The organism is Oceanospirillum sediminis (genome assembly GCF_014164585.1).
GTDB lineage: Bacteria > Pseudomonadota > Gammaproteobacteria > Pseudomonadales > Halomonadaceae > Oceanospirillum > Oceanospirillum sediminis.
Genome location: NZ_JACJFM010000032.1, coordinates 5354 through 30706, shown reverse-complemented (window position 1 = coordinate 30706; position 25353 = coordinate 5354). Strand labels below are relative to the sequence as shown.

At 45.9% G+C, this 25353-nt stretch carries 19 protein-coding genes and 1 pseudogene; 18 read left to right on the top strand and 2 right to left on the bottom strand.

Features of this window, described 5'->3' with window-relative positions:
• The first annotated feature begins 31 nt into the window (after positions 1–31).
• From H4O21_RS18690 to H4O21_RS18605, 18 genes are all read left to right on the top strand, one after another.
• Entirely contained in the window at positions 32–3424 is a 3393-nt protein-coding gene (locus H4O21_RS18690; RefSeq protein WP_220495738.1) for a DEAD/DEAH box helicase family protein, read from the top strand.
• 140 nt (positions 3425–3564) lie between these two features.
• Positions 3565–5160, top strand: coding sequence for a type I restriction-modification system subunit M (locus H4O21_RS18685; protein ID WP_182810410.1), 1596 nt, complete (start codon positions 3565–3567; stop codon positions 5158–5160).
• Entirely contained in the window at positions 5160–6215 is a 1056-nt protein-coding gene (locus H4O21_RS18680) for a PDDEXK nuclease domain-containing protein (protein WP_182810409.1), read from the top strand. The genes H4O21_RS18685 and H4O21_RS18680 overlap by 1 nt, the downstream gene beginning before the upstream one ends.
• Positions 6212–7384, top strand: a complete 1173-nt coding sequence (locus H4O21_RS18675; RefSeq protein WP_182810408.1) for a restriction endonuclease subunit S — start codon at positions 6212–6214, stop codon at positions 7382–7384. The genes H4O21_RS18680 and H4O21_RS18675 overlap by 4 nt, the downstream gene beginning before the upstream one ends.
• 37 nt (positions 7385–7421) lie before the next feature.
• Entirely contained in the window at positions 7422–7919 is a 498-nt protein-coding gene (locus tag H4O21_RS18670) for a hypothetical protein (RefSeq protein WP_182810407.1), read from the top strand.
• 139 nt (positions 7920–8058) lie between these two features.
• Positions 8059–8730 carry a DUF6933 domain-containing protein gene (locus H4O21_RS18665; protein WP_182810406.1) on the top strand — a complete coding sequence of 224 codons (672 nt, stop codon included), beginning with the start codon at positions 8059–8061 and terminating at the stop codon, positions 8728–8730.
• 2 nt (positions 8731–8732) lie between these two features.
• The gene (locus tag H4O21_RS18660) at positions 8733–9410 is read left to right on the top strand and encodes a hypothetical protein (RefSeq protein WP_182810405.1); all 678 of its coding nucleotides are present in this window, start codon (positions 8733–8735) and stop codon (positions 9408–9410) included.
• 321 nt (positions 9411–9731) lie between these two features.
• Positions 9732–10331, top strand: a complete 600-nt coding sequence (locus H4O21_RS18655) for a hypothetical protein (protein WP_182810404.1) — start codon at positions 9732–9734, stop codon at positions 10329–10331.
• Positions 10332–10343: 12 nt separating this feature from the next.
• Positions 10344–10916 (top strand): hypothetical protein, encoded by a 573-nt coding sequence (locus tag H4O21_RS18650; RefSeq protein ID WP_182810403.1) that lies wholly within the window; start codon positions 10344–10346, stop codon positions 10914–10916.
• Positions 10917–11208: 292 nt separating this feature from the next.
• Positions 11209–14412: a serine-rich family protein gene (locus H4O21_RS18645; protein WP_182810402.1), complete on the top strand. Its 3204-nt coding sequence runs from the start codon at positions 11209–11211 to the stop codon at positions 14410–14412.
• 27 nt (positions 14413–14439) lie between these two features.
• Positions 14440–15117: a hypothetical protein gene (locus H4O21_RS18640; RefSeq protein WP_182810401.1), complete on the top strand. Its 678-nt coding sequence runs from the start codon at positions 14440–14442 to the stop codon at positions 15115–15117.
• A gap of 43 nt (positions 15118–15160) precedes the next feature.
• On the top strand, positions 15161–16060 hold the full coding sequence (locus tag H4O21_RS18635; protein WP_182810400.1) for a hypothetical protein: 900 nt from the start codon (positions 15161–15163) through the stop codon (positions 16058–16060).
• 70 nt (positions 16061–16130) lie between these two features.
• Positions 16131–16841 carry a hypothetical protein gene (locus tag H4O21_RS18630; RefSeq protein ID WP_182810399.1) on the top strand — a complete coding sequence of 237 codons (711 nt, stop codon included), beginning with the start codon at positions 16131–16133 and terminating at the stop codon, positions 16839–16841.
• Between the two features lie 42 nt (positions 16842–16883).
• Positions 16884–19691, top strand: coding sequence for an acetate and sugar kinases/Hsc70/actin family protein (locus H4O21_RS18625; protein WP_182810398.1), 2808 nt, complete (start codon positions 16884–16886; stop codon positions 19689–19691).
• A gap of 12 nt (positions 19692–19703) precedes the next feature.
• On the top strand, positions 19704–21875 hold the full coding sequence (locus H4O21_RS18620) for an acetate and sugar kinases/Hsc70/actin family protein (RefSeq protein WP_182810397.1): 2172 nt from the start codon (positions 19704–19706) through the stop codon (positions 21873–21875).
• Between the two features lie 522 nt (positions 21876–22397).
• Positions 22398–22943 carry a recombinase family protein gene (locus H4O21_RS18615; protein ID WP_182810396.1) on the top strand — a complete coding sequence of 182 codons (546 nt, stop codon included), beginning with the start codon at positions 22398–22400 and terminating at the stop codon, positions 22941–22943.
• A gap of 400 nt (positions 22944–23343) precedes the next feature.
• Positions 23344–23544, top strand: a complete 201-nt coding sequence (locus H4O21_RS18610; RefSeq protein ID WP_182810395.1) for a hypothetical protein — start codon at positions 23344–23346, stop codon at positions 23542–23544.
• A 45-nt stretch (positions 23545–23589) separates the two neighbouring features.
• The gene (locus H4O21_RS18605; protein WP_182810394.1) at positions 23590–24237 is read left to right on the top strand and encodes a tyrosine-type recombinase/integrase; all 648 of its coding nucleotides are present in this window, start codon (positions 23590–23592) and stop codon (positions 24235–24237) included.
• Positions 24238–24271: 34 nt separating this feature from the next.
• Here the strand turns inward: H4O21_RS18605 and H4O21_RS18600 are convergent.
• A pseudogene (locus H4O21_RS18600) lies at positions 24272–24544 on the bottom strand (tetratricopeptide repeat protein); the annotation flags it as partial.
• 66 nt (positions 24545–24610) lie between these two features.
• Positions 24611–25353: tetratricopeptide repeat protein (locus tag H4O21_RS18595; protein WP_182810392.1), on the bottom strand; the 743-nt coding region annotated here is incomplete at its 5' end.

The following is a 25353-nucleotide window of genomic DNA, read 5'->3' as shown; positions in this document are numbered from 1 at the left end:
CTGTAAGACTGTTATGAGCAGAATAGAATTTATGATTTCACAGAATTTTGAATACCTGAGGCCTCACTGGCCGGATCTGGCCAGTCTGTGTGCTTATGCAGAACAGTATGTGCACAGCGACCCGCAAAGTGCACTGGTCAAGCTGCGTTGCTATGCCGAAAAACTGACCGGCGAAGTCTATCGCCTTTTTCAGCTGCCCACTCTGGCGAATGATAAGTTTCTGGATCGCCTGAATAACCAGTATTTTTGCGATATCGCATCCTCTGGTGTGCTGGATAAGCTGCATGCAATCCGCAGGGCCGGAAACCGGGCCGCTCATGAAGGACGCTTCAATAAAGGGGATAGTCCGTGGCTGTTGCAGGAGGCCCATCATCTGGGGTGCTGGCTGTTACTGACCACCGGTAAGGGCGATACGTCCGATATCAGTCCTTTTATTCTGCCTGAAGTCGTTAAGAAAACGGCGGATAGTACTCAGACCAGGCAGCTTGAGAAGGCATTAAAAGAGCTGGAAGAGGCCAAAGCCGCTGAGCAGAAGGCTCTGGCGGAAAATGCCCGCCTGAAACATCAGGTGGATACTTCGGTCGCCCGTCAGGCCAGTGAAAAAGCCCGTAGCAGAATTGACCTGAATGAAGCGCAGACCCGCCGTCGCCTGATCGATACCGAGCTGTATGCCCGGGGCTGGGATATTGATCTGGTCGATGGAAAGAATACCGATCAGGTGACTTTAGAAGAGCCGGTAGAGGGACAGCCCACACCGACCGGAGTCGGCTATTGTGACTATGTGCTCTGGGGCGATGATGGCAAACCACTGGCGGTGATTGAGGCTAAGCGGGCACTGGAAAATATCAATACCGGTCGTGAGCAGGCGGTGCTTTATGCGGATGCGTTAGAGAAAAAGTATGGCCAGCGTCCGGTGATCTTTTACACCAACGGGCACGATATCCGTATTCTGGATGATGCTCAGGGGTACAGACCTCGCAGGCTGTATAGTTTTTACAGTAAAGAGAGTCTGGAGTACCTGATTCGTCAGCGTCGCACCCGCAAGGCACTGTGCAGAACACCTGTCGATCATACCATTGCCGGTCGTACCTATCAGATTGAGTCCATTACCCGTGTCTGTGAGCGTTTTGAAAAGTTCTACCGTAAAGCCCTGGTGGTACAGGCAACAGGCACCGGTAAAACCCGTGTGTCTATTGCCCTGAGTAAGCGGATGATTGAAGCGGGCTGGACCAAACGCATCCTGTTCCTGTGTGATCGTAAGGAGCTGCGTAAACAGGCGGCAGCAGCCTATAACAGTTTTATGTCAGAGCCACTCTATGTGGTCGGAAAAAGTAAAGCCGCCGACCGGACTAACGCCCGTCTCTTTATCGCCACGTACCCTGGCATGATGAAGATTATGGAAGAGTTTGATCCCGGCTACTTTGATCTGATTATTGCCGATGAATCCCACCGTTCGATCTATAACGTCTATGGCGATCTGTTTAAGTACTTTGATGCGTTGCAGCTGGGATTAACCGCGACGCCGGTTGAGATGATCAGCCGTTCTACCAGTGATATGTTCGGTTGTGATTATAAGATGCCCACGGCGAACTACCCGCTGGAACAGGCCATTGAAGATCGTAACCTGGTACCGTTCAAAGTGGTCAGTCATACCACTCAGTTTCTGCGTGAAGGCATTAATGAGAAAAGCCTGAGTGATGAGCAGATGGCTCAGCTGGAAGAGCAGGGTATCGACCCTAATGAGCTGGATTTCTCCTCTGCTGAGATCGATAAAGCGGTATTCAATAAAGATACCAACCGCCATATCCTGCGTAATCTGATGGAGAAAGGTCTGCGCCTGGGTGACGGTCAGACGCTGGGTAAGTCGATTATCTTTGCCCGTAATATCCAGCACGCTGAGCTATTGGCTGACCTGTTTGATGAAATGTATCCGGAACAGGGCGTTAACTTCTGTCGGGTGATTCACTCCAGATATGAACGCGCAGAGGAGCTGATCGATAACTTCAAACTAACCGATAACTCCGATGCGCAAATCACCATAGCCGTCTCGGTGGATATGCTGGATACCGGGATCGATGTGCCTGAGATTCTGAACCTGGTGATGGCCCGTCCGATTCGCTCCAAAGTGAAGTTCTGGCAGATGATCGGTCGGGGTACCCGTCTGTGCGATAACCTCTATGGTCCGGATCAGCATAAAGAGAAGTTCCTGATTTTCGATCACTGGGATAATTTTGAATACTTTGAACAGGACCCGGATGAAGATGACGGTCGTCAGAGTAAGTCTGTTGGCCAGAAACTGTTTGAAGGCCGTGTCCGGCTGGCAGAAGAAGCCCTGAAACAGGGTAAGCTGGATGTGTTTGAGCAGGTCCTGTTGCTGATTAAGGACGATATCGATCAGCTGAATGATAAGAGCATCGCGGTAAAAGATCAGTGGCAGTACAAACATGCGCTGAGTCAGATGGAGGTGCTGAAACAGTTTACGCCTCAGACCCGACAGCAGTTACTGGAGATTATTGCACCGTTAATGCAATGGCGGGATATTCGCGGTCAGGGTGAAGCGATGAAGTGGGATCTGGAACTGGTGAACGCCCAGTTTGCCCACCTGACACAGGCCCCTGAACTGGAACAGTGCCGTCTGCAGATCACCACCCGGGTACGCCAGCTCTCCATGCACCTGAATGAAGTCCGCGCTAAAGCCGATGCTATTCAGCAGGTACAGGACGATTATTACTGGAACGGTCTGAGTGTGGCCAGACTGGAAAACACCCGCCAGGCGCTGCGTCCGGTCATTCACCTCAGGGATACCGGGGCAAAAGTCCCTCCGATGCCGGTGAATATCATTGATGTGATCGAAGACAATCAGGCGGTCTACAAGGAAGAACGTAAAACCAATATCCGTACGGTGGATTATGAGATCTACCGGCAGGAAGTGGAGAAAACACTGACACCGCTGTTTGAAACCACCCCGGTACTGCAGAAAATCCGCTCCGGAGAAGCGATTTCGGAACAGGAGCTGGATACCCTGAATGCTCTGGTGCATGAAAGTAAAAGCCGCATCGACCTGAAGCTGTTAAAAGAGTTCTTTCCGGATTCAGCCGTCGGTGTGGATCAGCTGTTAAGAACCATTGTCGGGCTGGATGCCAGAGCGGTTGAAGATAAATTCACCGCCTTTGTGCAGACACACCATATCCACCTGAACTCATTACAACAGCGTTTTCTGGATCTGCTGAAACGGGAAATCTGTCGCCGGGGAGAAATAACCGTGGCAGATCTTTACGATCACCCCTTCCAGTCCCTGCACGATGATGGCATTGACGGTCTGTTTCGGGATGAGCAGGCCAGTCTGATTGCGGGGTTTGTCGCCCAGTTTACCGTCCCGGCTGGACAGGGTCGGAATAATGTTGAGGTGACGGAACCGGCCTGATATCAGGCTGTATCTGCCACTGAGATAAACAGACCACTGCATACATTGAATAACAGGCGGCTTTTTATATTTCAGAAGCCGCTCACGACACCTGACCATTTTTATTACTGAACCTGGCAACAGAATACACCGGAAACCTTATGATTACAGGCACGTTAAAAAACAGTATCGACAAACTCTGGGAAGAGTTCTGGACCGGCGGTATCACCAACCCGCTGACCGTGATTGAGCAGATTACCTTCCTGATGTATGCCCGTATGCTGGATATGAATGAAACACGGGATGAAAAGCGCAGTGAACGCACCGGCAAACCCTTTAACCGTCGCTTTACTGACGAACAGGCTCACCTGCGCTGGAAAGAGCTGGTGCATGAGGAGTCTGCCGACAAGCTGATGAGCATCGTACGGGATGAGCTGTTTGCTTACTTCCGTGAATCCGGTAAACACCACGGTGGCGAAGGTTCTCTGTTTACGGAGTTTATGAAAGATGCTCAGCTGATGATTCAGAAGCCCTCTCTGCTGGTAAAAGCCGTTTCTATGGTGAATCAGCTGCCACTGGAGCAGAGCGATACCAAGGGCGACCTGTACGAATATCTGTTAAGCAAACTGACTACTGCAGGCATTAACGGCCAGTTCCGTACTCCCCGCCATATTATCCGCGCCATGGTCGAAATAGCCGATCCGGATCAGGATGCCCGTATCTGCGATCCGTCCTGTGGTACGGCAGGCTTTCTGTCCGTGGCGTACGAATACATGATGGAGAAATACTCATCTCCGGATATGGGTGTTCTGAAAGAGACCCTGACCGATGATGAGGGCAACAGTGTCGAACAGATCACCTATATGGGTGACCTGCTGACGGGGGCCGCCCGTCAGCATGTAGATACCGATATGTTCCACGGCTTTGACTTTGATGCGTCCATGTTGCGTATCGCTGCGATGAATCTGGTGATGCACGGTATTAAAGAACCGGATATTCACTATCAGGACACCCTGAGCCAGCGCTTTGCGGAAAACTATCCGAATGAAGCAGACGAAGGCTTTAACCTGATTCTGGCTAACCCGCCGTTTAAAGGCAGTCTGGATGAAGAAGATGTCGAGCCGGAAGTGCTGCGTATCGTCAAAACTAAAAAGACCGAACTGCTGTTTGTTGCCCGTATCCTGAAAATGCTGCGTCTGGGTGGCCGTGCTGCCGTGATCGTACCGGATGGAGTACTGTTCGGCTCCTCTAAAGCGCATCAGCAACTGCGTAAAACCCTGGTCGAAGATAACCAGCTGGAAGGCATTATCAGCCTGCCATCCGGGGTGTTTAAACCCTACGCCGGTGTCAGTACCGCAATCCTGCTGTTTACCAAAGGCGGCAGTACTGAAAAAGTCTGGTTCTACGATCTGCAAGCGGATGGCTACTCGCTGGATGACAAACGTACTCCACTAAAAGGCGACGACAGCAACGATCTGCCAGATGTGATCAGTCAGTGGAAAAGCTACCGCCAGCTGGTTGAAAGCAATGCAGAGCAGAGCGCAATCGACGAACAGTTCGGTGATAAAACCCAGAAAGCCTTTATCGTTGATGCTGAGGATATCAAAGCCAATAAGTACGACCTCTCCATTAACCGCTATAAAGAAGTGGTCTACGAAGAAGAAGTTTACGATCCACCCAAAGAGATCCTTGGCCGCCTGAAGACCCTGGAAACAGAGATCCTGAACGACCTGTATGAACTGGAAGGCATGCTGTAATGACTCAGGTCAGCCATACCGATTATCAACAGTGGCTTAGCTCACTTAAGCAGGTGTTTCGTCAACGCCAGCTTAAGGCGGCGGTTGCGGTTAATACTCAGCTGCTGGAGTTTTACTGGCATTTAGGGCAAGAGATTGTTGAAAAGCAGCAATCCAGCACCTGGGGACAGGGTTTTTTAACTCAGCTCAGTAAAGACCTGATGGCGGAATTTCCTGATATCAAAGGCTTTTCTAAGCGCAATCTGGAGCAGATTCGTCGCTGGTATTTATTCTGGAGTAGTGACGCAGCAATTGCGAAGCAGGCTGCTACGCAATTTCTTCAGATTCCCTGGTGGCACAATATTGTGATTGTCACAAAAGCCCAAAACCATGAAGAAGCGCTATTTTACGTCGCGCAAACCCAGCAACATGGCTGGAGCCGTGCCGTATTGACACACCAAATGGAAAGCCAGCTTTGGCAGCGCACGGGAAGCACCGTCACTAACTTTGAGCAGGCCTTACCCTCAGCTCAGTCCGATCTGGCGCAGCAAACACTGAAAGACCCTTACGTGTTCGACTTTCTGACGTTAACCGAAGACTACAACGAGCACGAGCTGGAAAAAGAGCTGGTCAGTCATATCAGCCAATTCCTGCTGGAGCTTGGTGCTGGCTTTGCTTATGTGGGCAAACAAGTCCCTGTGTCAGTGGGTGACAAAGACTTTTATATCGACCTGCTGTTCTACCATGTACGCCTGCATTGCTACGTGGTTATCGAACTTAAAACCGGCGACTTTAAACCGGAATATGCGGGTAAGCTGAATTTCTATATCAATGCCGTCGATGGCGAGATCAAAACCGAGCAGGATCAACCCACCATAGGCCTGCTACTGTGTCACAGCAAAGACAAGTTGATCGCCGAATACGCACTGAAAGGTATCGACACCCCTATGGGTATCTCGGAATACCAACTGACCCAGGCCATACCGGCTGAACTACAAGACAAACTCCCCAGCATCGAACAAATCGAACGGGAACTGGCAGAAGAACTGAACAAAATGGAAGGGGATAAGTCATGAAATGGCCGATGGTTACAGCTGGTGAGCTAATGGTTAAGCGTGGAGGTTCTGTTAACCCGAGCAAATTCCCTGAAGAAACATTTGAGCTTTTGAGCATTCCAGCGTTTGACAAAAATCAACCAGAAGTGCTCAAGGGTGAGCAGATAGGATCATCTAAAAGCTGTATTGTACCAGGTGATATTCTCCTTTCGAAAATTGTACCTCACATAAGAAGGTGTTGGATCGTACCTAAAAAAGGGCAATACCGACAAATAGGTTCAGGTGAATGGATAATTTTTCGTGATAGTCGATTTGATCCTGCTTTTTTAAAGCACTTTCTTACCTCAGATGTATTTCATCGCCAGTTTATGAACACTGTTGCAGGTGTCGGAGGCTCATTGCTTCGAGCAAGACCGGCAGAGGTTGAAAGAATTGAAATCCCTCTTCCCCCCCTTAACGAACAAAAACGTATAGCAGCTATTCTGGATAAAGCCGATGGAATTCGTCGTAAACGTCAGCAGGCGATAGAGCTAGCGGATGAGTTTTTGCGCTCGGTGTTTCTGGATATGTTTGGTGATCCGGTGACTAATCCGAGGGGGTTTGCAAAAGTTCCAATCACCGAATTGGCAGATGTAATTACTGGATTTGCTTTTAAGAGCAATGAATATGTTGCTTATTCTTCGGAGGCTGTACGGCTTTGTAGGGGGGCAAACACGCTTACAGGGTATTTCGAGTGGAGTGATACAAAGTATTGGCCAAAAAATAAATTAGAAAAGCTAGAAAGCTATTTGATTGAGTCTGGTGATATTATTCTTGCTATGGATCGTCCATGGATATCTAGTGGACTAAAAGTGTGCATTTTCCCTGAAAATGAACGAGAAACATATCTGGTTCAACGTGTTGCAAGATTGCGCCCTCATAGTAAGTCTTATACGGATTACCTCTACAGTTGCATAAAGTCTCAGGCTTTCCAAAGGCATTGCTGTCCGACTGAAACAACCGTACCCCATATATCACCGGTTGAGCTTAAGAACTTTGAAGTTTTACTCCCAGATCCAAAGCTTATTGATAAATATCATTCGATTGTTTTGAAAATCGACTCCAGTTTGGATGGGATGATTTCTGGTGAGCATTGTGGTGAAGATATGTTCTCTGCCCTAAGCCAAAAGGCCTTCTCTGGGGAGCTATAAGCTCCCCTTACTCCAGATTTCCCGCAAGGATATATCAATGAATGACAGTATTCGGGGTATCGCTTTGCCCATTAGCTTTTCCTATGACTATCGTGGTCGTAAGTATGGTGAAGTGCAGTTGTATTTTTCATTAGTTGAAGTTGATGTGGAGCAGGCTGATTTGTTGGGGATGGGGCAGCAGTACACCAAGGAGATTAAGCAGCTGCTTCAGAGGGGTGTGCAGGGGGCGTTTGATTGTCTGATTCCTATGCCGGTTGAGACTATACCCGGTTATAACCAGACTGGCAGTATGCGCTTGGGTATTGAGCTGGTGAACGATAATCCGACCACGGCTTGTCTGAATAACAAGATTGGTTTGCTGCCTTGTCAGCAGAATAATCTGGAGTATTTGCTGGGGCTGCATGAGTATCCGCCCTTTTATCTGTCTCAGGAGGATGGCCGTTTTACCCTGCATATCAAGGATGGTGAGAAGTCTTATTACCCAGTGCCGCCCTCAGTGTTATCACGGTTTTGCCCATCCAACGATTACGCTTGAAACGGGTGGCGCTGTAAGGCCAGTGCATCACTATGCGGATCTGGATTGGTCTGTGATACTGAGAAAGTTGATTGAAACTGCGCAGGGTGTTCGCTAGTTCAGGCTATCGGTAATTATTAATTCGAGCTTATTTCACACTATGATCCATATCCATTGCACCAAGAAACTCTTCGATAAACTGCCACTGGATGATGATGGCCGTTTGCCGGTTAAAAATAGCGCGGTGCTTCAGTCTGATTCCCAGGTTGTTGCAGGGCAGAACCCACTCAGTGACTGGCAGGGTAATCTGATCACGTTACAACGCAGAAACTGTATTTTGCTGGTGCATGAAGCGACACGATTTCCGCTGCTATTGCCTTGTTTAACTAAGCCGGATTATCGCAATCTGCAGTGGTTGTTTGAAGATGTTTTGATGAACACGCTGCTTAAGATGGGTGTCAGTGAGCAGCAGATGGACACTGCCAGCCGTTTGCTTGAGCCGCTGGTGCTGGATAATCGCAGTGATCGTTCAGTTATGGGCACGCTGAATCAGATGAAAGGACGGCTGGAAAGTTTGCTATGGGTCGATAATGCCAATATTCAGGATCTCAATGCTTATCGGGTATCAAACTGGCTGGCGGAAGCTCCCTGCGGGATTAAAGGGCAATCGGAATCGGTCTGGCCGAATGAGGCAATACTGGAATTGTTAGATTTGGCTGCCGACAAGCAAGTGACTATTTCGGTTAGTGTTGACGATAGGAGGCAACAAGAGCAACTACCAGATAACGTTGTCTCTATGCATCACTATCGCAAAACAATGGAAAGTAAATAAGTATGCAGTTTTCAATAACAGGCTATCAGGTTAAGCAAAAACGCAAACTGGACCATTGGTCTCCCATTCTTGAAGAGTGGATTCTAGCCACTGAGCGTTATTGTCGAATGACAGAGGGGGAGGATGCACCTTATCTGTTCACTGAACTGGCGAATGTCGGCATTGTTTCTGCTTCTATATGGCGCTGTGGTGGTATTGCATTGCAGGAGTATCAGGCGGAAAAAGGGGCTAAGCATCGACCAAAATGGAATGGCCGTGTGGACCTTTGGTTGAAGACCACCACGGTCGAACAGTTGCTTGAAGCCAAGATGCTGACAATATCGATGGATGCGCGCAGAGAATTAGCTGATGTTATTTCGGGGGAGTTGGATAAAGCCCTGAACGATGCGAAAAGCAGCCGGAATAATTTTGACGTTGACGCACTGGGCGCATTATTTGTTGTGCCTTATCTGACGGTGAACCGTGCTCAAAACCTGCTGGAAAGCGAAGAGTCTGATTTGCACGAGCATATAGCACAGTATGTGAATCAGGTGATTGATACCAATAACTATCACGCAGTAGCCTGGTGTTTTCCAAAAGAGATGCGTCAGTATCTGCTTGATCATACTGATGATTTAGCTGGAAGTGACTACCTTTATCCTGGAGTAATCTTGCTGATTAAGAATGAGGCTTATAGATAAGCCAATATTATTTGCTGTTCTTCCCGGCTCTTATTGCCTGCCCAGGCTGTTTACGGGTGTCCTGTTACTGCTGAATGTCCGTAGAATCCTTCATCTGTTTTCCCTTCAGTGCTCGTTATTCAGCGGAGTAATAAATTTTATTCACCCATAATAAAAGTTATTTCTATGACTATTTTTTCTGCCTATTATTTTTTAACTATCTGAAAAACAAAAATATTTTTTAATTGGTATACCTCCTGCTATTACAAAGATAAAGCGTTAAATCACTCCTACAAGTGAATTGACGCGCTTTTCAGATCGATGTTTACAGGATGGGAAAACATGAAAATACTGCCTCTTATACTACTGGCATCTTCTTTCTCTGTGATGGTTTCAGCCGCAGAGCCTTTTCCGGAACCTTTTGGATTGAACTGGGGGATGACAGAAAGCCAGCTGAAGAAGTCTGGTTTTAAGTCGGCCTCGCCTGCCGGGAAGTTCAATGTTCTGACCTCTGTATCCACACCTAAAGCCTGGTCCAGGGCTGATACCTATATGGCAGTGACGTATCGGAAAAAACTGGTAAAGGTCATCGCTCATTCCCGGGCTTTCACTTCTGATATTTATGGCCGTGATGGTAAGGCACTTTACAACCAGGTGAAGTCACTTCTGATTCAGAAGTATGGTGAGCCGAAGCGCAGCCATGAACGAACGGGGCTGGCATTATACGATGATGCCGATGAGTTCTATCAGTGCCTGAAATACTCCGGATGTGGCAATTACATATCACTGTTTGAATATCAGAATGGCTACATTTCTGTTCAGTTGGAAGGTACAGGAAGAGGTAAAGGTTATCTTTCTGTCGCTTACGAAAGTCCGGCTTTCTATGCAGCCAAAAATACCATTGAGCAGAGCAACAACCAGTCCGACACGGAAGCATTTTAAAAGGATTTCATCATGCAATTTAAGATCAAACTTTTGCTCGGTTTACTATTTGCGCTGTTGTCTGCATCTGCATCTGCTCAAATCCTGCATAAAGAAAAGAAGGCCGTGCTTGAGCAGGATAGCCGTAATACCGCTGTTGCATTCTCTCTGACAACAACGAAAAAGCAGCTGAATTTCTGTGTTCACAATCTGACAGAGCAGGGTAGCGCCATGGATGTTTTCCGGGTGTTTCTGCATACCGCTGCACAGCTTAAGGACCGATCGTTTGATCAGGTGAACCTGTGTTTCAAAAAAGAGCCCCGTTTTGTCCTGTCCGGCCAGCACTTTTCGACACTGGGTGAGGAACTGGGCATACAGAACCCTGCCTACACGCTTCGTACATTTCCTGAAAAACTGAAAAAGCCAGATGGTCAGCAGGCTTTTAATATTCATCAGGGTGGCATGTTGTATCTGATGAGAGCTCAGATGAACGACTTTAATCACATGAACGAAGAATGGTATCTGGAGGATCTGGTAAAGGAACGTGAGGCTAAAAAAGATGCGTTAAGGCCTAGGTCATTTGCTCCTGATGCAGAGGTATTCTGACGTCATTAAATGACGTAAATATCGGGCTTAAGGTAGATTTACCCGGGATATTTTTTTAATTAAAACAATTTATTAGCACTTATCTTAGGGATATCCCTGGTATCTGTTAATGCTGAAAATAATTAGCATCTTATCCAGTTTTACTTTATCGCCTCAGATTAACATTGAGGGAGAGATTGTAGCGCTGCTGATGTGAGCAGATATCGTTTAGCTGAAATACCGGTGTTCAGGCATTTTTTTCAGTTTTTTCGCTTCACTACTATCAATAATAACTGTTTTGTAAGGATTAAGAATGGGGTTTAGCTCGATAGAAAGCAGCCTGGAGCTGGTCAAATCAGAAGAAGATATTGCTCTATTCTGGGATATCCCTGAAATAAATACGGATCAGGCCAGGCCTATGATTCCAGCAGACCAGCTGGAATACCGTTTCTTTCGTATTTGCGAAATTGGAGAGGACAAAGCAGAGGGCTATAGACTGGCAATGTCTAATGTGCTGTCTATTTTGAATGATTCATCAGTTTCCTTAGCATACTTGTTAAACGGCACTCCCCAATGTGTGGAGCTTTATATTGGCGTTGCCAGTCGTGAAGTAGCAATATCTCATGAAGCATCAAAGCTATTGAAAGGTGCATTAGAAGGTAACTTCCCTGGAATTCAATTACAAAAAGCAGTCAATGACTCTGATTTTCATCAGATGATGCAACGAAGTGTTCATCTGGGGATGGTTCAGGGAGTCCCTTCTTTCAATGATCATAACCAGCTATCGAATCAAGAAGATACTCAGGGAATTGAGCGCCTGGTGAATTCTCTGACGGGAGAGTACTGGCAAATGCTGGTCGTAGCTGAATCTGGTTCGGACAGTGAGATTAAGGATATCCTTAATCAAACCTATGATCTTTCTACCAGATTATCAGCTTTCGCAAAGCAGTCTATCCAGAAGTCTGAAAATGAAACTACTTCCACAAGTCATACCGAAGCTGAAACTAAGGGGGATAGTCGTAGCTGGAGCAATTCAGATAGCGCTAGTACTACAAAATCTAAGAATGAAGGGTGGAATAAAACAAAAAATGAAGGGTGGAATAAAACAAAAAATGAGGGGTGGAATAAAACAGAAAATGAGGGGTGGAGTAACACAAAAAATAAAAATGCGGGCACTAATAATGCGAATAGTACTTCTACCAGTGAAGGAAAAAGTGAAGCTAAAACTGGCGGTAGCAGTACTGGTACTTCTGGTGGCAGCAGTACCAGTAGCTCTGGTGGCAGCAGTACCAGTAGCTCTGGTGGTAGCAGTACCGGCCACTCTGAAAGTACTACGAAAAGTGTATCTGATAGTAAAAACTGGTCTAGTAACATTTCAGATACCGAAGGTAAGAATATTAGCCTGGGATCATCCCTTACCCAGGAACATATTGATAAAAGTATTGAAGAGCTGCAAAAACACTTAAGCGACCAGGTGATTGAGCGTTTTCGTCTGGGACGTAGTAAAGGTATGTTCCGCACTGCAGTGTATCTGAGTGCACCGGATAACCGGAGCTTTCAGATGTTACGTGAAAGTGTGCGTTCTATCTTTCAGGGCAGCCTACCGACTGCGACACCTTTAAAAGTGGTTGAGTTACCCAGGAAGTCTCGAAAACTCGGGGATCTATTACAGTTGCACAGTGTTACCCTCGATCAGGTCATGCGTAGAGAACCTCTATTGGTTAATAGTATTCCAGTGTGTAAAGCAGGTCATCTGGATATGGCTACCTGGTTGAATACTAAAGAACTGGCGCTGTATACCGGTATACCTACTAAAGAGCTTCCAGGCATTGTGTTAAGGAAAAGTGTCGATTTTGCAGTAAATACTCAGTTGATAAAAGATAAGGAACAAGAGCTAAATATCGGCCATATTGTGCACCATGGCCGCCTGTTAAAAGACAGTCCTTTGCAGATAAATCGCCTTGATCTGAGTAAGCATGCCTTTGTCACCGGAGTCACAGGTGCAGGTAAAACGACAACCAACATGCAATTACTGGAAAGCGCCGGTCTGCCTTTTATGGTGATTGAACCGGCAAAAACGGAATATCGGGCACTGCATGAGCGTGATCTTAATGTTGAATATTACCTTCCTGGTCGTGAGGATATCACCCCCTTCCGTTTGAACCCCTTTGAGTTAGTTCATCCGAGACAAAATCTTGCCGGTCATATTAGTGTACTGACTTCAACGTTAACCACGGTCTATCCGATGGAGGCGGCGATGCCGCAACTGGTTGAAGAGGCCATTATTGAGGCTTATAGCGAAAAGGGCTGGGATCTGAGTACTGGAGATAATCTTTATTATGATAATCCCTGGGATGATTCTCTACAGGGCTGCTGCTGGCCCACTTTCTCAGACATGATTGCCCAGCTGGATAGCCTGATTAAATCCAAAGGTATGGGGCGTGAGTTTGAAGAGAAGTATCATGGTTCTCTGGTTGCCAGGCTAACTAACCTGACCCGGGGCGTTAAAGGTACGATGCTTAATACCCGACGCTCGATAAACTTTGATGCGCTGTTGGATAAACGTGTAGTTATTGAACTGGAAGAGCTGAAAAGCGAACAGGACAAAGCGCTGTTTATGGGGTTAATTGTGACTCGTCTGGCAGAGTGTATGAAGCACCGGCACACCAAAGACCCGTCCTTTCAGCATCTGACTTTGATTGAAGAAGCCCACCGGTTGTTATCCAGACCTGAGCCCGGGGAATCGGATGCTAAAAAGATGGGTGTCGAAATGTTAGCCAACATGCTGGCGGAAGTCCGTAAATACGGTGAGGGCCTTATTATTGCTGATCAGATTCCCAATAAGCTGATTCCTGATGTCTTAAAAAATACCCATACGAAGATTGTGCATCGTTTGTTTGCTGCTGATGATCGCACCGCTATTGGCGATGCCATGAGCCTGAATGATGAGCAGAAAGACTTCTTACCCCTGCTAAATGCGGGTGAAACGGTGGTTTATTGTGGTGGCTGGCATGCTCCTGTTCGGGCACAAATTGAAGAACTGACAGAGACAGATGGCAAACCTCTTGCTGAAGAAGCGCTGAAAGTGCTGGGGCAGGAGCAAACCTGGCAGCAACGGGAGCAGTTATTCCCCAATCTGACCGCTACAGGGTTGGTAACGTCAGCAGAGCAGTTGGCAAGTTTGCAGTCTATAGGTAACCGTTTATTGCGTTTGGCCTATCGTTGTGCCTTCGCTTTGACAAAGACTAAAAAAGATCAGGATAAATTGCTGATCAGTTTTCAGAAAACACAGGACCGCTTCTCAACAGCGATGGTTCGATTTAACCCCAAAGGCGATGACTCAATGGTTTATCAGTGCCTGGAAGGCTTACTGAGTGACACAGTATTACAAGAGGTTCCTGATGGAGTCGTTGCCGAGGTTTTAACGCTGTTGATGTCGTTAGATGCTGAAAACCCATCATTAAGCAATGAGCAAAGAGTTTGTATTAGAGAAGATTTTTTAGCGCTTTTTAATTAACCAATAAAAAGATTTTGGAGAATAGCAATGGGATTTTGGTCTTCAGTTGGTGACGCTTTTAGTAGTGCGGTAAGTGCAGTAGGCAGTGTCTGTAGCAGTATTGCCCGTGGTTTAGGTTCTGCGGTGTCGACGTTAGCTCCAGTAATGGAAAAGGGGCTGTCATATCTCGGAGTTATTGGAAGTGTAATTAGTATAGTTGCGCAGCTGGCGGGGGCTTTTAAGCCTACAGAGAATGAGATGGAGATGGGAGATCGGGCACTGCAAGCGAAGGAGAAAGGAATTGAACCAGACAACTATGCAACCTATGAAGAATACCTGGATGAGATTCGTAACTTTGAGCTTGATCCAGAAAAAAGCCCGACAACAGAGTTTGAAAAAACAGTAACTGCGGCAACAGGTATTCTGGTGGGGCTAAAGGGAATTGAAGAAAAAATGGATATGAGAGCAGGGGAATCAGATCATCTGCTGCGTCTGGTTATCCTTTCACCAGACTTTTTTAATGCTGAGAAGATTAACGGCATGCTGAAGAAGGATACCGACTTTGAAAAAATCGCAGATTATTTTGATGGGAAGCTGACCGCCAGTGAAAATCGCGAAGTACGTGGTGAAGTCTTCAATCTGGTGAAAGAAGGCACTCCCTCAATGAGTGATGAGGCGGTTTATGGAACGATTTCAGAGCTGAAAGATAAAGAACCACTGGCCTGAATGCAGTATAGATATGCCCTTTTTCTGAAAGGATTAACACGATATGACACTCGAGAAAAACATGCTGGTGCTTATTAAACACCAGGGGGCTCTTTTTGCTTTTCTTCGTACAGAGCAGGGTTGGAAACTCCAACCTATTCGGGGTGAGCAATCTATGCCAGCAAGCAGTGATGGTTGCTGGCAAAAAGCATTGGATGAACTTAATGACATGCTGACCAATGATCAGGGGTTCTCTCATTACAGTGTTGTCCTGGTCAGTGATCAGGAAGGATTGCTTATGGGGGATCGACTTTTCAAGGTAGTAAACCATCATCATATTACGGATGTTCAGGTAATTAAGCTCTCCTGGTTATCTGAACGTTCCGGCACTCGTGTTCCTGATCAACAGAATATAGATTGGTTGCTGCAGTACGTTCTGCCTGAGCTGGTTATAGTGAAATCGCAGGGCACTGAGGAATCGAATGAAGATACTCAATCTCCTGAGCTACAGGCTGCTCATGCTCAGATTCAACGACAGCAGCAGCATATAGAGCAGTTAGTGCAACAGGAAAAGGATTTAACCCAGCAGCTGAAAAGTAAGTCTCAAGAACTACAAACAGTCCAGACAGATTTGCAAGGGCTTAGAAAACGCAGTGAAAACCTGTACTCAGGTGATCTTAACCTGCAGCAACTAACCACTCTGTTGCCTGCATTGTACAAAAACTTCTGGAGTAATATTCGCCCTGATGAGCTGGCATTGTTGGCGGACACAACAGAAGTACCTCAGGTAGGCTCATCCTATCTGGAGCCATCTGATTTTGTTATTCAAAGCCAGAAAAAGAAGTTGTTAGCCCTGGATAGTCAACAAAAAAGGCAATTACAAAACTTTTGCTATCAACTGCCTCGTCAGTTTACACCAAGACCGGAAATGCAGTTTTTCTTTGAGGATGAAGCCTGTGTATGAGAACGAAATGGCAGCCGTTAAGCGTTATCACCAAATCACAGCTCCCTATTTTCATGAAAAGCTAACTTATTTGGATTTTCTTATCCTGGTGGAACGTGATCCTAAACTACAAGCACTGTTACGTCAGGTTGTGTTAGGCGGCGATAATCAGGGCTCAACAATTGATAATCCTGAAGAAGCAGAAAAGGTCGCATGCGATTCAATCAACCAGGTGGCCGAAATAGATCAGGTTGAACCAGTACTACAGCCAAATGAGGTTGAGAATGATGCATATGAAGCGGTATCAGAAATCGCATTAGAAGCAGAACACAACCTTGATACCCCTGAATCTGCCGTTGTTGCTGCACCACAAAAAATCTTGCTTAATGAGCTGCAGCCTGCATTAGAGCTATTAGCTCAGGTTCAGCAGGATGCTGAGCTGGCAGACCTATGGTTACATCACAATGAATCAGAGGGACAAGCGCTATTAAGGCTTGTTGCTACCCTAAGTCAATGGGATCAGGTATTGGAGTTGTGGGATCGCCTGGCCAGTCGGTGTAAGGCTGATCAGCGGCCGGTAACTCAGGTCGAGAACAACATTCTGGATTCATCCCTTACTTTTTATAACCTGACATTGCGTTCCCGTCGTGCTGAATTATCTTGCCCGGAACCCGATATTGCCTTTGACCATCAGCTACATAGCCGGGCGACACCTAAAGGTGAGCAAATCTCCGAAGTCTGGCTACCCGGTATCTTTAATGCTGCGGGTAAATTACAGAAAAAACCTTTGGTACGTACCTGATTGCCAGAGTTTGATTTTAAAGATTATATACAGGGATCGACGATGGGCGAACAACATAAAAATAATGCTAATAAATCATATAACAAAGAAACATTACCGGATTTTTTATCTATTTATCTGAAATGGTTGAAGGCAGATCAAAGTCAGTGGCAAAAACTCAACCCTGCTTTGCAACAGAGTATTGCTGCATCGATCTGTGATCAGTTCCAGAATGTAATTCAATTATTAAAAGAAAAGCAGCGCCTTTATTTTATTGCAGACCCTGAAAAAAATGAATTGGCGTTATTTGATACTCATACAAATCTACTATGGGATGCACAGCCAGAGGTACATAGTACCATTTCAATGAATTGTAACAAAAGTAATGATCAGATTAAACTACAGCTAGACACTTGGAAGACCCCATCTAAGAAAGAACTAGGAGAGTTTGTTCAGCTGCCAAATAATCCTCTGCTTATGATGAATCGCAGAATTATAAATAACAGTACAGTTTGGATTACTTTAAGTGGCAGTGTAAATTTATGTGATAATCCTTCTAGCTGGTCCTCTAATCCAAACGGTAATGGACGTTTATTAAGTTGCAGAAGTGTACCAATAGAGCAGCTGATTACGCTAGCCCTGAATCAGGGCCTGGTGTTTCAACATGATATTGAGTCTGTGGGAAAAATGGTTAAGCAGGCTTACCATTTAAATAGTAAAGCTCCCTATTGGGACAATGTTATAAAACTATGTGTTAAAAATGCTTGGCAAATGCCTAATCTACATATTGGTGAATATTTCACTAATATTGACAGTACTTCCAGTCCTCTGCCTAAGCTGGAGCAAAACCAGTTATCTGATCAGGATAAGGGCTTATGGGAGTTATATGGCGTAGATGCTAGCTTATTACACAAGTTTCATATCCGCCCGCGAGATCCAGTGCTGGATGTTAAAGATTGGCCCATTGCCATCGATTTTGGCACCAGTAGTACAGTGGTAGCCTATCAGGAAAATGGGCAGAAAAAGTTACTGCGTATTGGTGTTAAAGATCACTTTAGTAAACCGGAAGCAGGGCATTTTGAAAATCCTACCGTACTGGAGTTTGTCGATCTTCCTAAAACGTTATCAGCTTGGCAAGCAAGTGCTTATCGCCCTAAGGTCAAGTGGAATGATGTACGCTGTTCCCATGAAGCGTTAACCCGTCTACGCGATAATGAAGGCGACCTCAGTATTACCACCAGTGTCCTGGCTAAAATTAAGCACTGGGCATTGCGGGAAGCTAAAGAGATGGCAGTGCGTATCAGTGATCAGGTCAACCATCATGAGATGGAACTGCCCTCTTTGACCCTGCGTAACCCTATTAAAGGTCAGCGACTGACGGTAAGTGATGAAGACCCTTTTGATCCTATTGAGCTTTATGCCTGGTTTCTGGGGTTGACGATTAACTGGCGACAGCGCGGTATCTTTCTTAAGTATTATATGACCTTCCCAGTAGCTTATCCGCAGCAGGTCAAGGATAAGATCCTGGCTTCATTTCGCCGTGGTCTACAACGCTCTTTACCGGATACCTTAATTGGTCAGCAGATTTTTAATGAATTTTCTGTAGAAGAACGAGCTTCTGAGCCAGCGGCTTTCGCTGCAACGGCATTGCCTTATTTTAATATTGAACCGACAGAAGAAGGTGTGGCTTACGGCGTATTTGATTTTGGTGGTGGTACCACAGACTTTGATTTTGGCTTGTATCGGGAGCCAACGCCAGAAGAAGAGGATCAGGGCTATGAAGAAGTCTTTGAGCACTTTGGTGCTTCAGGGGATAAGTTCTTAGGCGGTGAAAACTTACTTGAGAACTTGGCCTATGAAGTGTTTAAGACTAATCAAGCACTGTGCCGTGAAAAGAAAATAGCGTTTACCAAGCCATTGGATGCGGATGATTTTCCTGGTTCAGAAATGCTACTGGAAAAAACGCGTGCAGCTTACACCAATACCCAGATGCTTATGAGTCGTTTACGCCCTTATTGGGAAGCTCGTGAGCAAAATAGTCAGGGTATTGAAAAACTCAATCTTATTAACCGTGATGGCAAAAGCGACACCTATGAACTGACACTGCCTTATGAGCAACTTGAGGATTTTCTCAATCAGCGTTTAGCAAAAGGTGTTATTAACTTTTTCTCTGCGATGCATAAGGCCTTTACAGGATCCGGTGTAAAACCTGAATCAGTAGAAATTTTCCTCGCTGGCAACGCCAGCTTATCACCGGCACTGCAAGCGATGTTTGGTCTGAATAACTCTGGTACAGAAACCCCGGATGATGAGTTGATTAATCCATATGCGAGTCAGGTGGCAGAGCTGACTGACGAGCTATTTGGCGCTCTTGAGGTGGGCTTTAATGTTCATGCACCGATCATTCAAAGTGATGATAACCCTTATAAACCGACTACAAAAACGGGGGTCGCTCTGGGCTTATTGGATCTATGTCCTGGTTCAGCGGTGAAAGTGGTTAATCGTTCAGCAATCGCTTCTGATGGCGAGGCCCCATTTGATTATTTCGTCGGCTGTATTAAACGGCGTGCGTTTAAGCCCGGATTGAAACGCCACGCACAGTACAATCAGTGGCATGAGCTGGGGCCTGTGCGAGAAGGAACCTTTATCCTTGTCTCCAGCCAATCCCCTGTTGCCAATACAGGCACAGTGAAGCAGGACGATCCTGTTCTCACTCATAAACGTCTGACTTTTGATCATGCTCAACCGGGTGAACGGGTCTTTGCTCGTGCAATCGCTCCAGATCAGATTGAACTGACCACAGCCGATCGTGTAGAAGCTCTGCAGCATGAAAGCTCAGTGACTGTTCAGTTATTAAGTTTGGCCAGTTAACAGGGATTCAGAATGTTTGCTAATACACATCATCTTCATATTTTAACGCGCTTGAATGAGCTAAAATCCGAACAACAAAGCGACCAACGAAAAAGTGATCCTAAGGCCCAGAATATAGATGAAAAATCAGGGCACTCTGTACAGAAAGAAGATTGTTCAGATATCTACTTGTTGCTGGATAGCAATGTAAGCCCACTGCCTGTTTTAGACGCTACGGATCTGACCGATCCTAATAAAGGTCTGTGGGAGTTCTGGCAACGTGAACCACCAGAAGATTATCCAACCCTTCGTGGTCGTGATCCGGCGCAAGATGTTGAACCATGGCCAGTAGCCATTGATTTTGGTACCAGCAGTACAGTGGTGGCTTATAAAGAAGGGGGAAAAAAGCACCTGATCAGAGTGGGTGTGAAAGACTATTTTGATTCGACAAAGCCAGAGCATTTTGAAAACCCTACAGCATTAGCATTTATCGACTTGGATAAGGCTTTACCTCAATGGCAGGAAACAACCTATAAACCATCGATACGTTGGGGAGATATACGCTGTTCCCACGAAGCGTTATCTGAGCTTAAAGACAATGAAGGTGATCCTGAGGTTACATCCAGTATTCTCACCAACCTGAAGCACTGGGCTTTAAAAGAGGATAAGATCAGCCCTGCCAGAATTAAGGATAGGGTTAATCAACGTGAAATGGTGTTGCCACCACTTGAATTGAGGAACCCTATAAAAGGTTTGCCACTGACAGTCAGCTCAGACGATAACTTTGATCCTATCGAGCTTTATGCCTATTACCTGGGATTAACAATTAACTGGCGTAAGCGTGGCATTTTTCTGCGCTACTGTATGACCTTTCCGGTGACTTATCCGCAGCGGATAAAAGATAAAATTCTGGCCTCTTTCCGCCGTGGATTGCAGCGTAGCCTACCGGAAACGCTCATTACTCAGGATATTTTTAATCGCTTTGAAGTAGAAGAGATCGCTTCAGAGCCCGTTGCTTTTGCGGCTGCTGCTTTACAGCAGCATAATATTGAGCCTACAGAAGAGGGGGTTACCTATGCCGTCTTTGATTTTGGTGGTGGTACCACAGACTTTGATTTCGGTATCTATCGAGAGCCTACAGATGACGAAGATGATGAGGGTTATGATATTGTCTTTGAGCACTTTGGGGCTTCCGGTGACGCTTATCTAGGCGGTGAGAACTTACTGGAAAATCTGGCCTATCTGGTATTTAAAGCTAATCAAAGTTTGCTGCGAGAACACCGTATTGCCATTAGCATGCCGGTGAATGCTGATGTTTTCCCAGGTTCTGAGATGCTGATTGACACTACTCTGGCGGCTCTGACCAATACTCAAATAGTGATGTCCCGGTTACGTAGTTTTATGGAGCAGGGTCAGGAGAATAATCAGGGCATTGAAAAGATTAAACTGCTCAATCGTTCGGATAAAGAGGTCAATTTAGAGCTGGAAGTCCCCTATGAACTGTTGGGGGAGTATCTTGAAGAGCGTATACAAAGTGGCGTGGATAAGTTCTTTACCTCTATGTGCGAAGCCTTCAATGAACACAATCATCAGCCACAAGAAGTACATATTTTATTGGCGGGTAATGCGAGTCGCTCTGTAATCCTTGAGAAGGTTTTACAGAATATCTTAGGAGTAGATTCCAACCTCGCTTTGACTAACGCTGATGATAGCGTACGCTATATATTACACCACCCTTTGAATATGTCGTCAGAACAGCCGGATAAGGTGACGGCTAAAACAGGTGTTGCTCTTGGACTTTTGGACTTAGTACCCGGAAATCCGGTGAAAATAGTGAATCATGCCCGTGAGAAAAGTGCTGGGGAAGCGCCCTTTAAGTATTACATAGGCCGTATTCGTCGTGGCCATTTTCACCCCCAATTGAAACGTAATGCGAGCTATCAGACCTGGCAGGAGATTGGTGTCGTACTGAATGGTCGGTTTGATCTTGTTTATACCACATCGCCTCTTGCTCATGACGGTACACTGGAATCCAGTTCTGACGAGTTGAACTTTATTCCGCTAGAGCTAGCTCAGTTTGTGGATAAACAACGCCTGTTTGCTCGTGCTATTGCTCCAGACAAGATAGAAATCTGTACTGCAGAATCAGCTGATAAGCTTGATCAAATCGTACAAGATAATTTTCATACCCTTGAGTTAAGTTGATTCTGACAAGACACCCTATTTGCAGTCTTCTTTCTGTTTTCTCACCTCTGAAAACAGAAAGAAGAAAAGTGGTGTATCTGCAAATTCAAATAAGCCAATCAGCAAATAATACACTATTTGCTCAGCCCTCTGAGCACCTGGGTTATTATCATCATATTTCAGGCTTACAAAAATGCCTATACAGCCAAAATCTAAAAAAATAATCTGCAATAAATGTGGGTGGAGTAAAATATTTGCACCTAAATCTGATGCCCTGACGAAAGGTGAGCTACCTCCAGATTATTGTCCTCAATGTAGCTCTGATGACTTCTGTTTTTACTCTCTGTCAACCTTCGACAAACTGAGCCTGTTAATAAAGAACTGACGCCAGGATAAGTTTGACTATACATACCTCATTTTTTCTATCTCTTAATTCATAAGTTTGTAGACACCAGGAAACACACCTCATACACTGTCTATAAAATCAATTAAAGAGCATTAATAGACGGAAAGTCTATTAATCCACTTAGGAGACAGTTTTCCATGCGACACTTTGGATATGCACGGGTATCGACCAGTCAGCAGTCATTGGATGTACAGGTGAAGGCACTCGAAGAGGCTGGTGTCAGAAGTGACCGCATTTTTACCGACAAAGTATCCGGTAGTCACATGGATCGTGAAGGCCTGCAGCTCCTTCGGGTAAAAGTAGAAGAGGGTGATCTCATTCTGGTGAAAAAGCTCGACCGACTGGGCCGGGATACCGCAGACATGATTCAGCTGATTAAAGAGTTTGATGAGATGGGCGTAGCCATCCGGTTCCTGGATGATGGCATCAGCACCGAGGGCACCATGGGTAAGATGGTGGTAACGATCTTATCGGCAGTTGCCCAGGCAGAGCGACAGCGGATATTAGAACGAACCAATGAGGGGAGGCTGGAAGCGAAGGCGAAGGGAGTTAAGTTCGGTCGCAAGCGCAGCATTGATAGAGATCGAGTGAAAGAGCTACATGAGGCCGGTGTCGGGGCAACAGATATCGCGAAGCAGATGGGGATAGGCCGATCGACGGTCTACAAGCTGCTTAAACTGTAGCCATCAATTACTAGCTATTTATTATATTTGGCTAATATATAGCTAGATTCTTTAAGTGCAGAATTCTATTTCCTGTCGCTTGCGACGGGGTAGCTTATTTTCCCAGAGAAAACTTTTCTTTCGAAAGCCAGGACGCTTGCCAGTGTTTCCACCTCAGGTAAATTATCGTTGTAATGATTATACCTTTGCTATGGATTTGACGGTTTTCCTGAAAGGCACTCCTCCCTACTTACAGCTATAAGAAGTCTATTTGTCATAAAAATTTATGCTATTGGTTAAAAGCGTAAGTTTTAAAATGGCTTAACTATCTGATTTAAGAGGATTTTATAAAATACGCCTTGCAATAACTTACGCTATTATTAGAATAGCATTAGAAGCGTAAATTTCTGAGGGGCATTTTATGGCTGGAAAATGGTGGGAAAAATCTTCTGCAGAACACCTGATCAGATCACAGAAGACAAAAAGAAAGCTGTATATCCAGAAACGCATCAGCGCAGCCTGTGACCGCCAGATTCTGGCCAGTACCCCGGAAGAGAAAGAAAACGCCCGTATCTGGGTGAATCTCTGGGCTTCAGCATCTCAGTATCACGCTTCTGTGTGAAATTTGAACCATTCTCCGGACTCTTACCACTTAAATTTAAATCTCATGGCAAATCAGAAAGGCTATATCCCCTGGAACCGGGACAAAGACGTTGGAACAAAACCACCACTGTCTCTGGATCAGGTGCAAACGATCCGTAATTTACTGAAGGCCAGTGATAACCTGAGGGAACTTCTCATGTTTGAGCTGGCTATAGATACCTCATTCAGAGGATCTGATCTGGTAGCCCTGCAGGTCTCTCATATCATCAAAGGTGGTGAGATCATCGACACCATCAAACTGAGACCGAAAAAGACAAAAAGGAAGACAAAAAAGAAAGGGACAAACGAAGGTGTGGCTGTCGGAGTTCTGAAAGAGGAAACGATTGAAATATTTAAAAAATATCTGGAACAGACAGGCAAAAGTGGTGATGATTATTTGTTCACGCCTCTTCGAGGGAAAAGAAGCCCCCACATCACGGCACACGCATACAGAGCGATTGTGAAGCGCTGGTTTACCAGAGCTGAGATCAATACTCAGGTATATGCAAGTCACTCGTTGAGGCGTGTTAACCCAAGCATAATGTATGCCAACACAGGAAATTTGAAAGGTGTTCAGGAAATTCTGGGACACATCAACATAGAAAACACAGCCCTGTATCTAGGGATCGGGAAAGAGGAAGCCATTGATCTGGCCAGAAAGTACAGAGCATAGCCAGATCAAACGGCTCATTCAAAGCTTGCAGACTTCAGTTTACCCCAAATTTATAACCTTCAATTTCTTGTTGTATTTTAATTAGAGCTTGTTCAGCATTAGCGTATCCCTGCTCAGCGGCCTTCTTAATCCAGCGGGCAGCTTGTTGGAGATCCAGCTTAATACCCTCTCCTTGGTAATACATTAGGCCAAGATTGTATTGAGCTTTTGCATACCCCTGCTCAGCGGATTTCTGATACCAATGGGCAGCTTGTTGGAAATCCTGCTCAACACCCTCTCCTTGGTAATACATTCCGCCAAGATTGTTTTGGGCGTTTGCATGTCCCTGCTCAGTGGCCTTCTGAAGCCAGTGGGCTTGACCACCGAGGCCTTCTTATTGGACACCTGATTGTTCAATACTTAAGCCTTGCAGAAGCGTTAGACCCAGATAATATTGAGCTATTGCATTCTCCTGATCAGCGGCCTCTTGATACATCCAGCGAAGATAGGTTTGAGCTTCTGCCAGTCCCTGCTCAGCCGCTTTCTGATACCAGTGTGAGGCCTGAGTATATAATTGCTCATTCTGATACATCCAGCCAAGATAGGTTTGAGCTTCTGCATCTCCCTGATCAGCCGCTTTCTGATACCAGAAGACAGCTTGTTCATCAGACTGCTCAACACCCAGGCCAAACTGATACATCAAGCCAAGAAAGGCTTGAGCTTTAGAATCTCCCTGATCAGCCGCTTTCTGATACCAGAAGACAGCTTGTTCATCAGATTGCTCGACACCACGGCCATTCTCATACATCCGGCCAAGATTAGTTTGAGCCTTAGCATCTCCCTGCCCAGCCGCTTTCTGATACCAGTGTAGGGCCTGTTGATCAGATTGCTCGCCCCCCTCTCCTTGGCAATACATCACGCCAAGATTGTATTGAGCCTTTGCATGTCCCTGCTCAGCCGCTTTCTGATACCAGTGTAGGGCCTGTTGATCAGATTGCTCGCCCCCCTCTCCTTGGTAATACATCACGCCAAGATTGTATTGAGCGTTTGCATGTCCCTGCTCAGCCGCTTTCTGATACCAGTGTAGGGCCTGTTGATCAGATTGCTCGCCCCCCTCTCCTTGGTAATACATCACGC

Bases quoted from the DNA above. Each gene is read 5' to 3' on its own strand.
- H4O21_RS18680 (WP_182810409.1), top strand. From the start codon at position 5,160: ATGACTCAGGTCAGCCATACCGATTATCAACAGTGGCTTAGCTCACTT.
- H4O21_RS18615 (WP_182810396.1), top strand. From the start codon at position 22,398: ATGCGACACTTTGGATATGCACGGGTATCGACCAGTCAGCAGTCATTG.
- H4O21_RS18655 (WP_182810404.1), top strand. From the start codon at position 9,732: ATGAAAATACTGCCTCTTATACTACTGGCATCTTCTTTCTCTGTGATG.
- H4O21_RS18650 (WP_182810403.1), top strand. From the start codon at position 10,344: ATGCAATTTAAGATCAAACTTTTGCTCGGTTTACTATTTGCGCTGTTG.
- H4O21_RS18635 (WP_182810400.1), top strand. From the start codon at position 15,161: ATGACACTCGAGAAAAACATGCTGGTGCTTATTAAACACCAGGGGGCT.
- H4O21_RS18645 (WP_182810402.1), top strand. From the start codon at position 11,209: ATGGGGTTTAGCTCGATAGAAAGCAGCCTGGAGCTGGTCAAATCAGAA.
- H4O21_RS18670 (WP_182810407.1), top strand. From the start codon at position 7,422: ATGAATGACAGTATTCGGGGTATCGCTTTGCCCATTAGCTTTTCCTAT.
- H4O21_RS18620 (WP_182810397.1), top strand. From the start codon at position 19,704: ATGTTTGCTAATACACATCATCTTCATATTTTAACGCGCTTGAATGAG.
- H4O21_RS18685 (WP_182810410.1), top strand. From the start codon at position 3,565: ATGATTACAGGCACGTTAAAAAACAGTATCGACAAACTCTGGGAAGAG.
- H4O21_RS18690 (WP_220495738.1), top strand. From the start codon at position 32: ATGATTTCACAGAATTTTGAATACCTGAGGCCTCACTGGCCGGATCTG.
- H4O21_RS18665 (WP_182810406.1), top strand. From the start codon at position 8,059: ATGATCCATATCCATTGCACCAAGAAACTCTTCGATAAACTGCCACTG.
- H4O21_RS18610 (WP_182810395.1), top strand. From the start codon at position 23,344: ATGGCTGGAAAATGGTGGGAAAAATCTTCTGCAGAACACCTGATCAGA.
- H4O21_RS18605 (WP_182810394.1), top strand. From the start codon at position 23,590: ATGGCAAATCAGAAAGGCTATATCCCCTGGAACCGGGACAAAGACGTT.
- H4O21_RS18660 (WP_182810405.1), top strand. From the start codon at position 8,733: ATGCAGTTTTCAATAACAGGCTATCAGGTTAAGCAAAAACGCAAACTG.
- H4O21_RS18675 (WP_182810408.1), top strand. From the start codon at position 6,212: ATGAAATGGCCGATGGTTACAGCTGGTGAGCTAATGGTTAAGCGTGGA.
- H4O21_RS18625 (WP_182810398.1), top strand. From the start codon at position 16,884: ATGGGCGAACAACATAAAAATAATGCTAATAAATCATATAACAAAGAA.
- H4O21_RS18640 (WP_182810401.1), top strand. From the start codon at position 14,440: ATGGGATTTTGGTCTTCAGTTGGTGACGCTTTTAGTAGTGCGGTAAGT.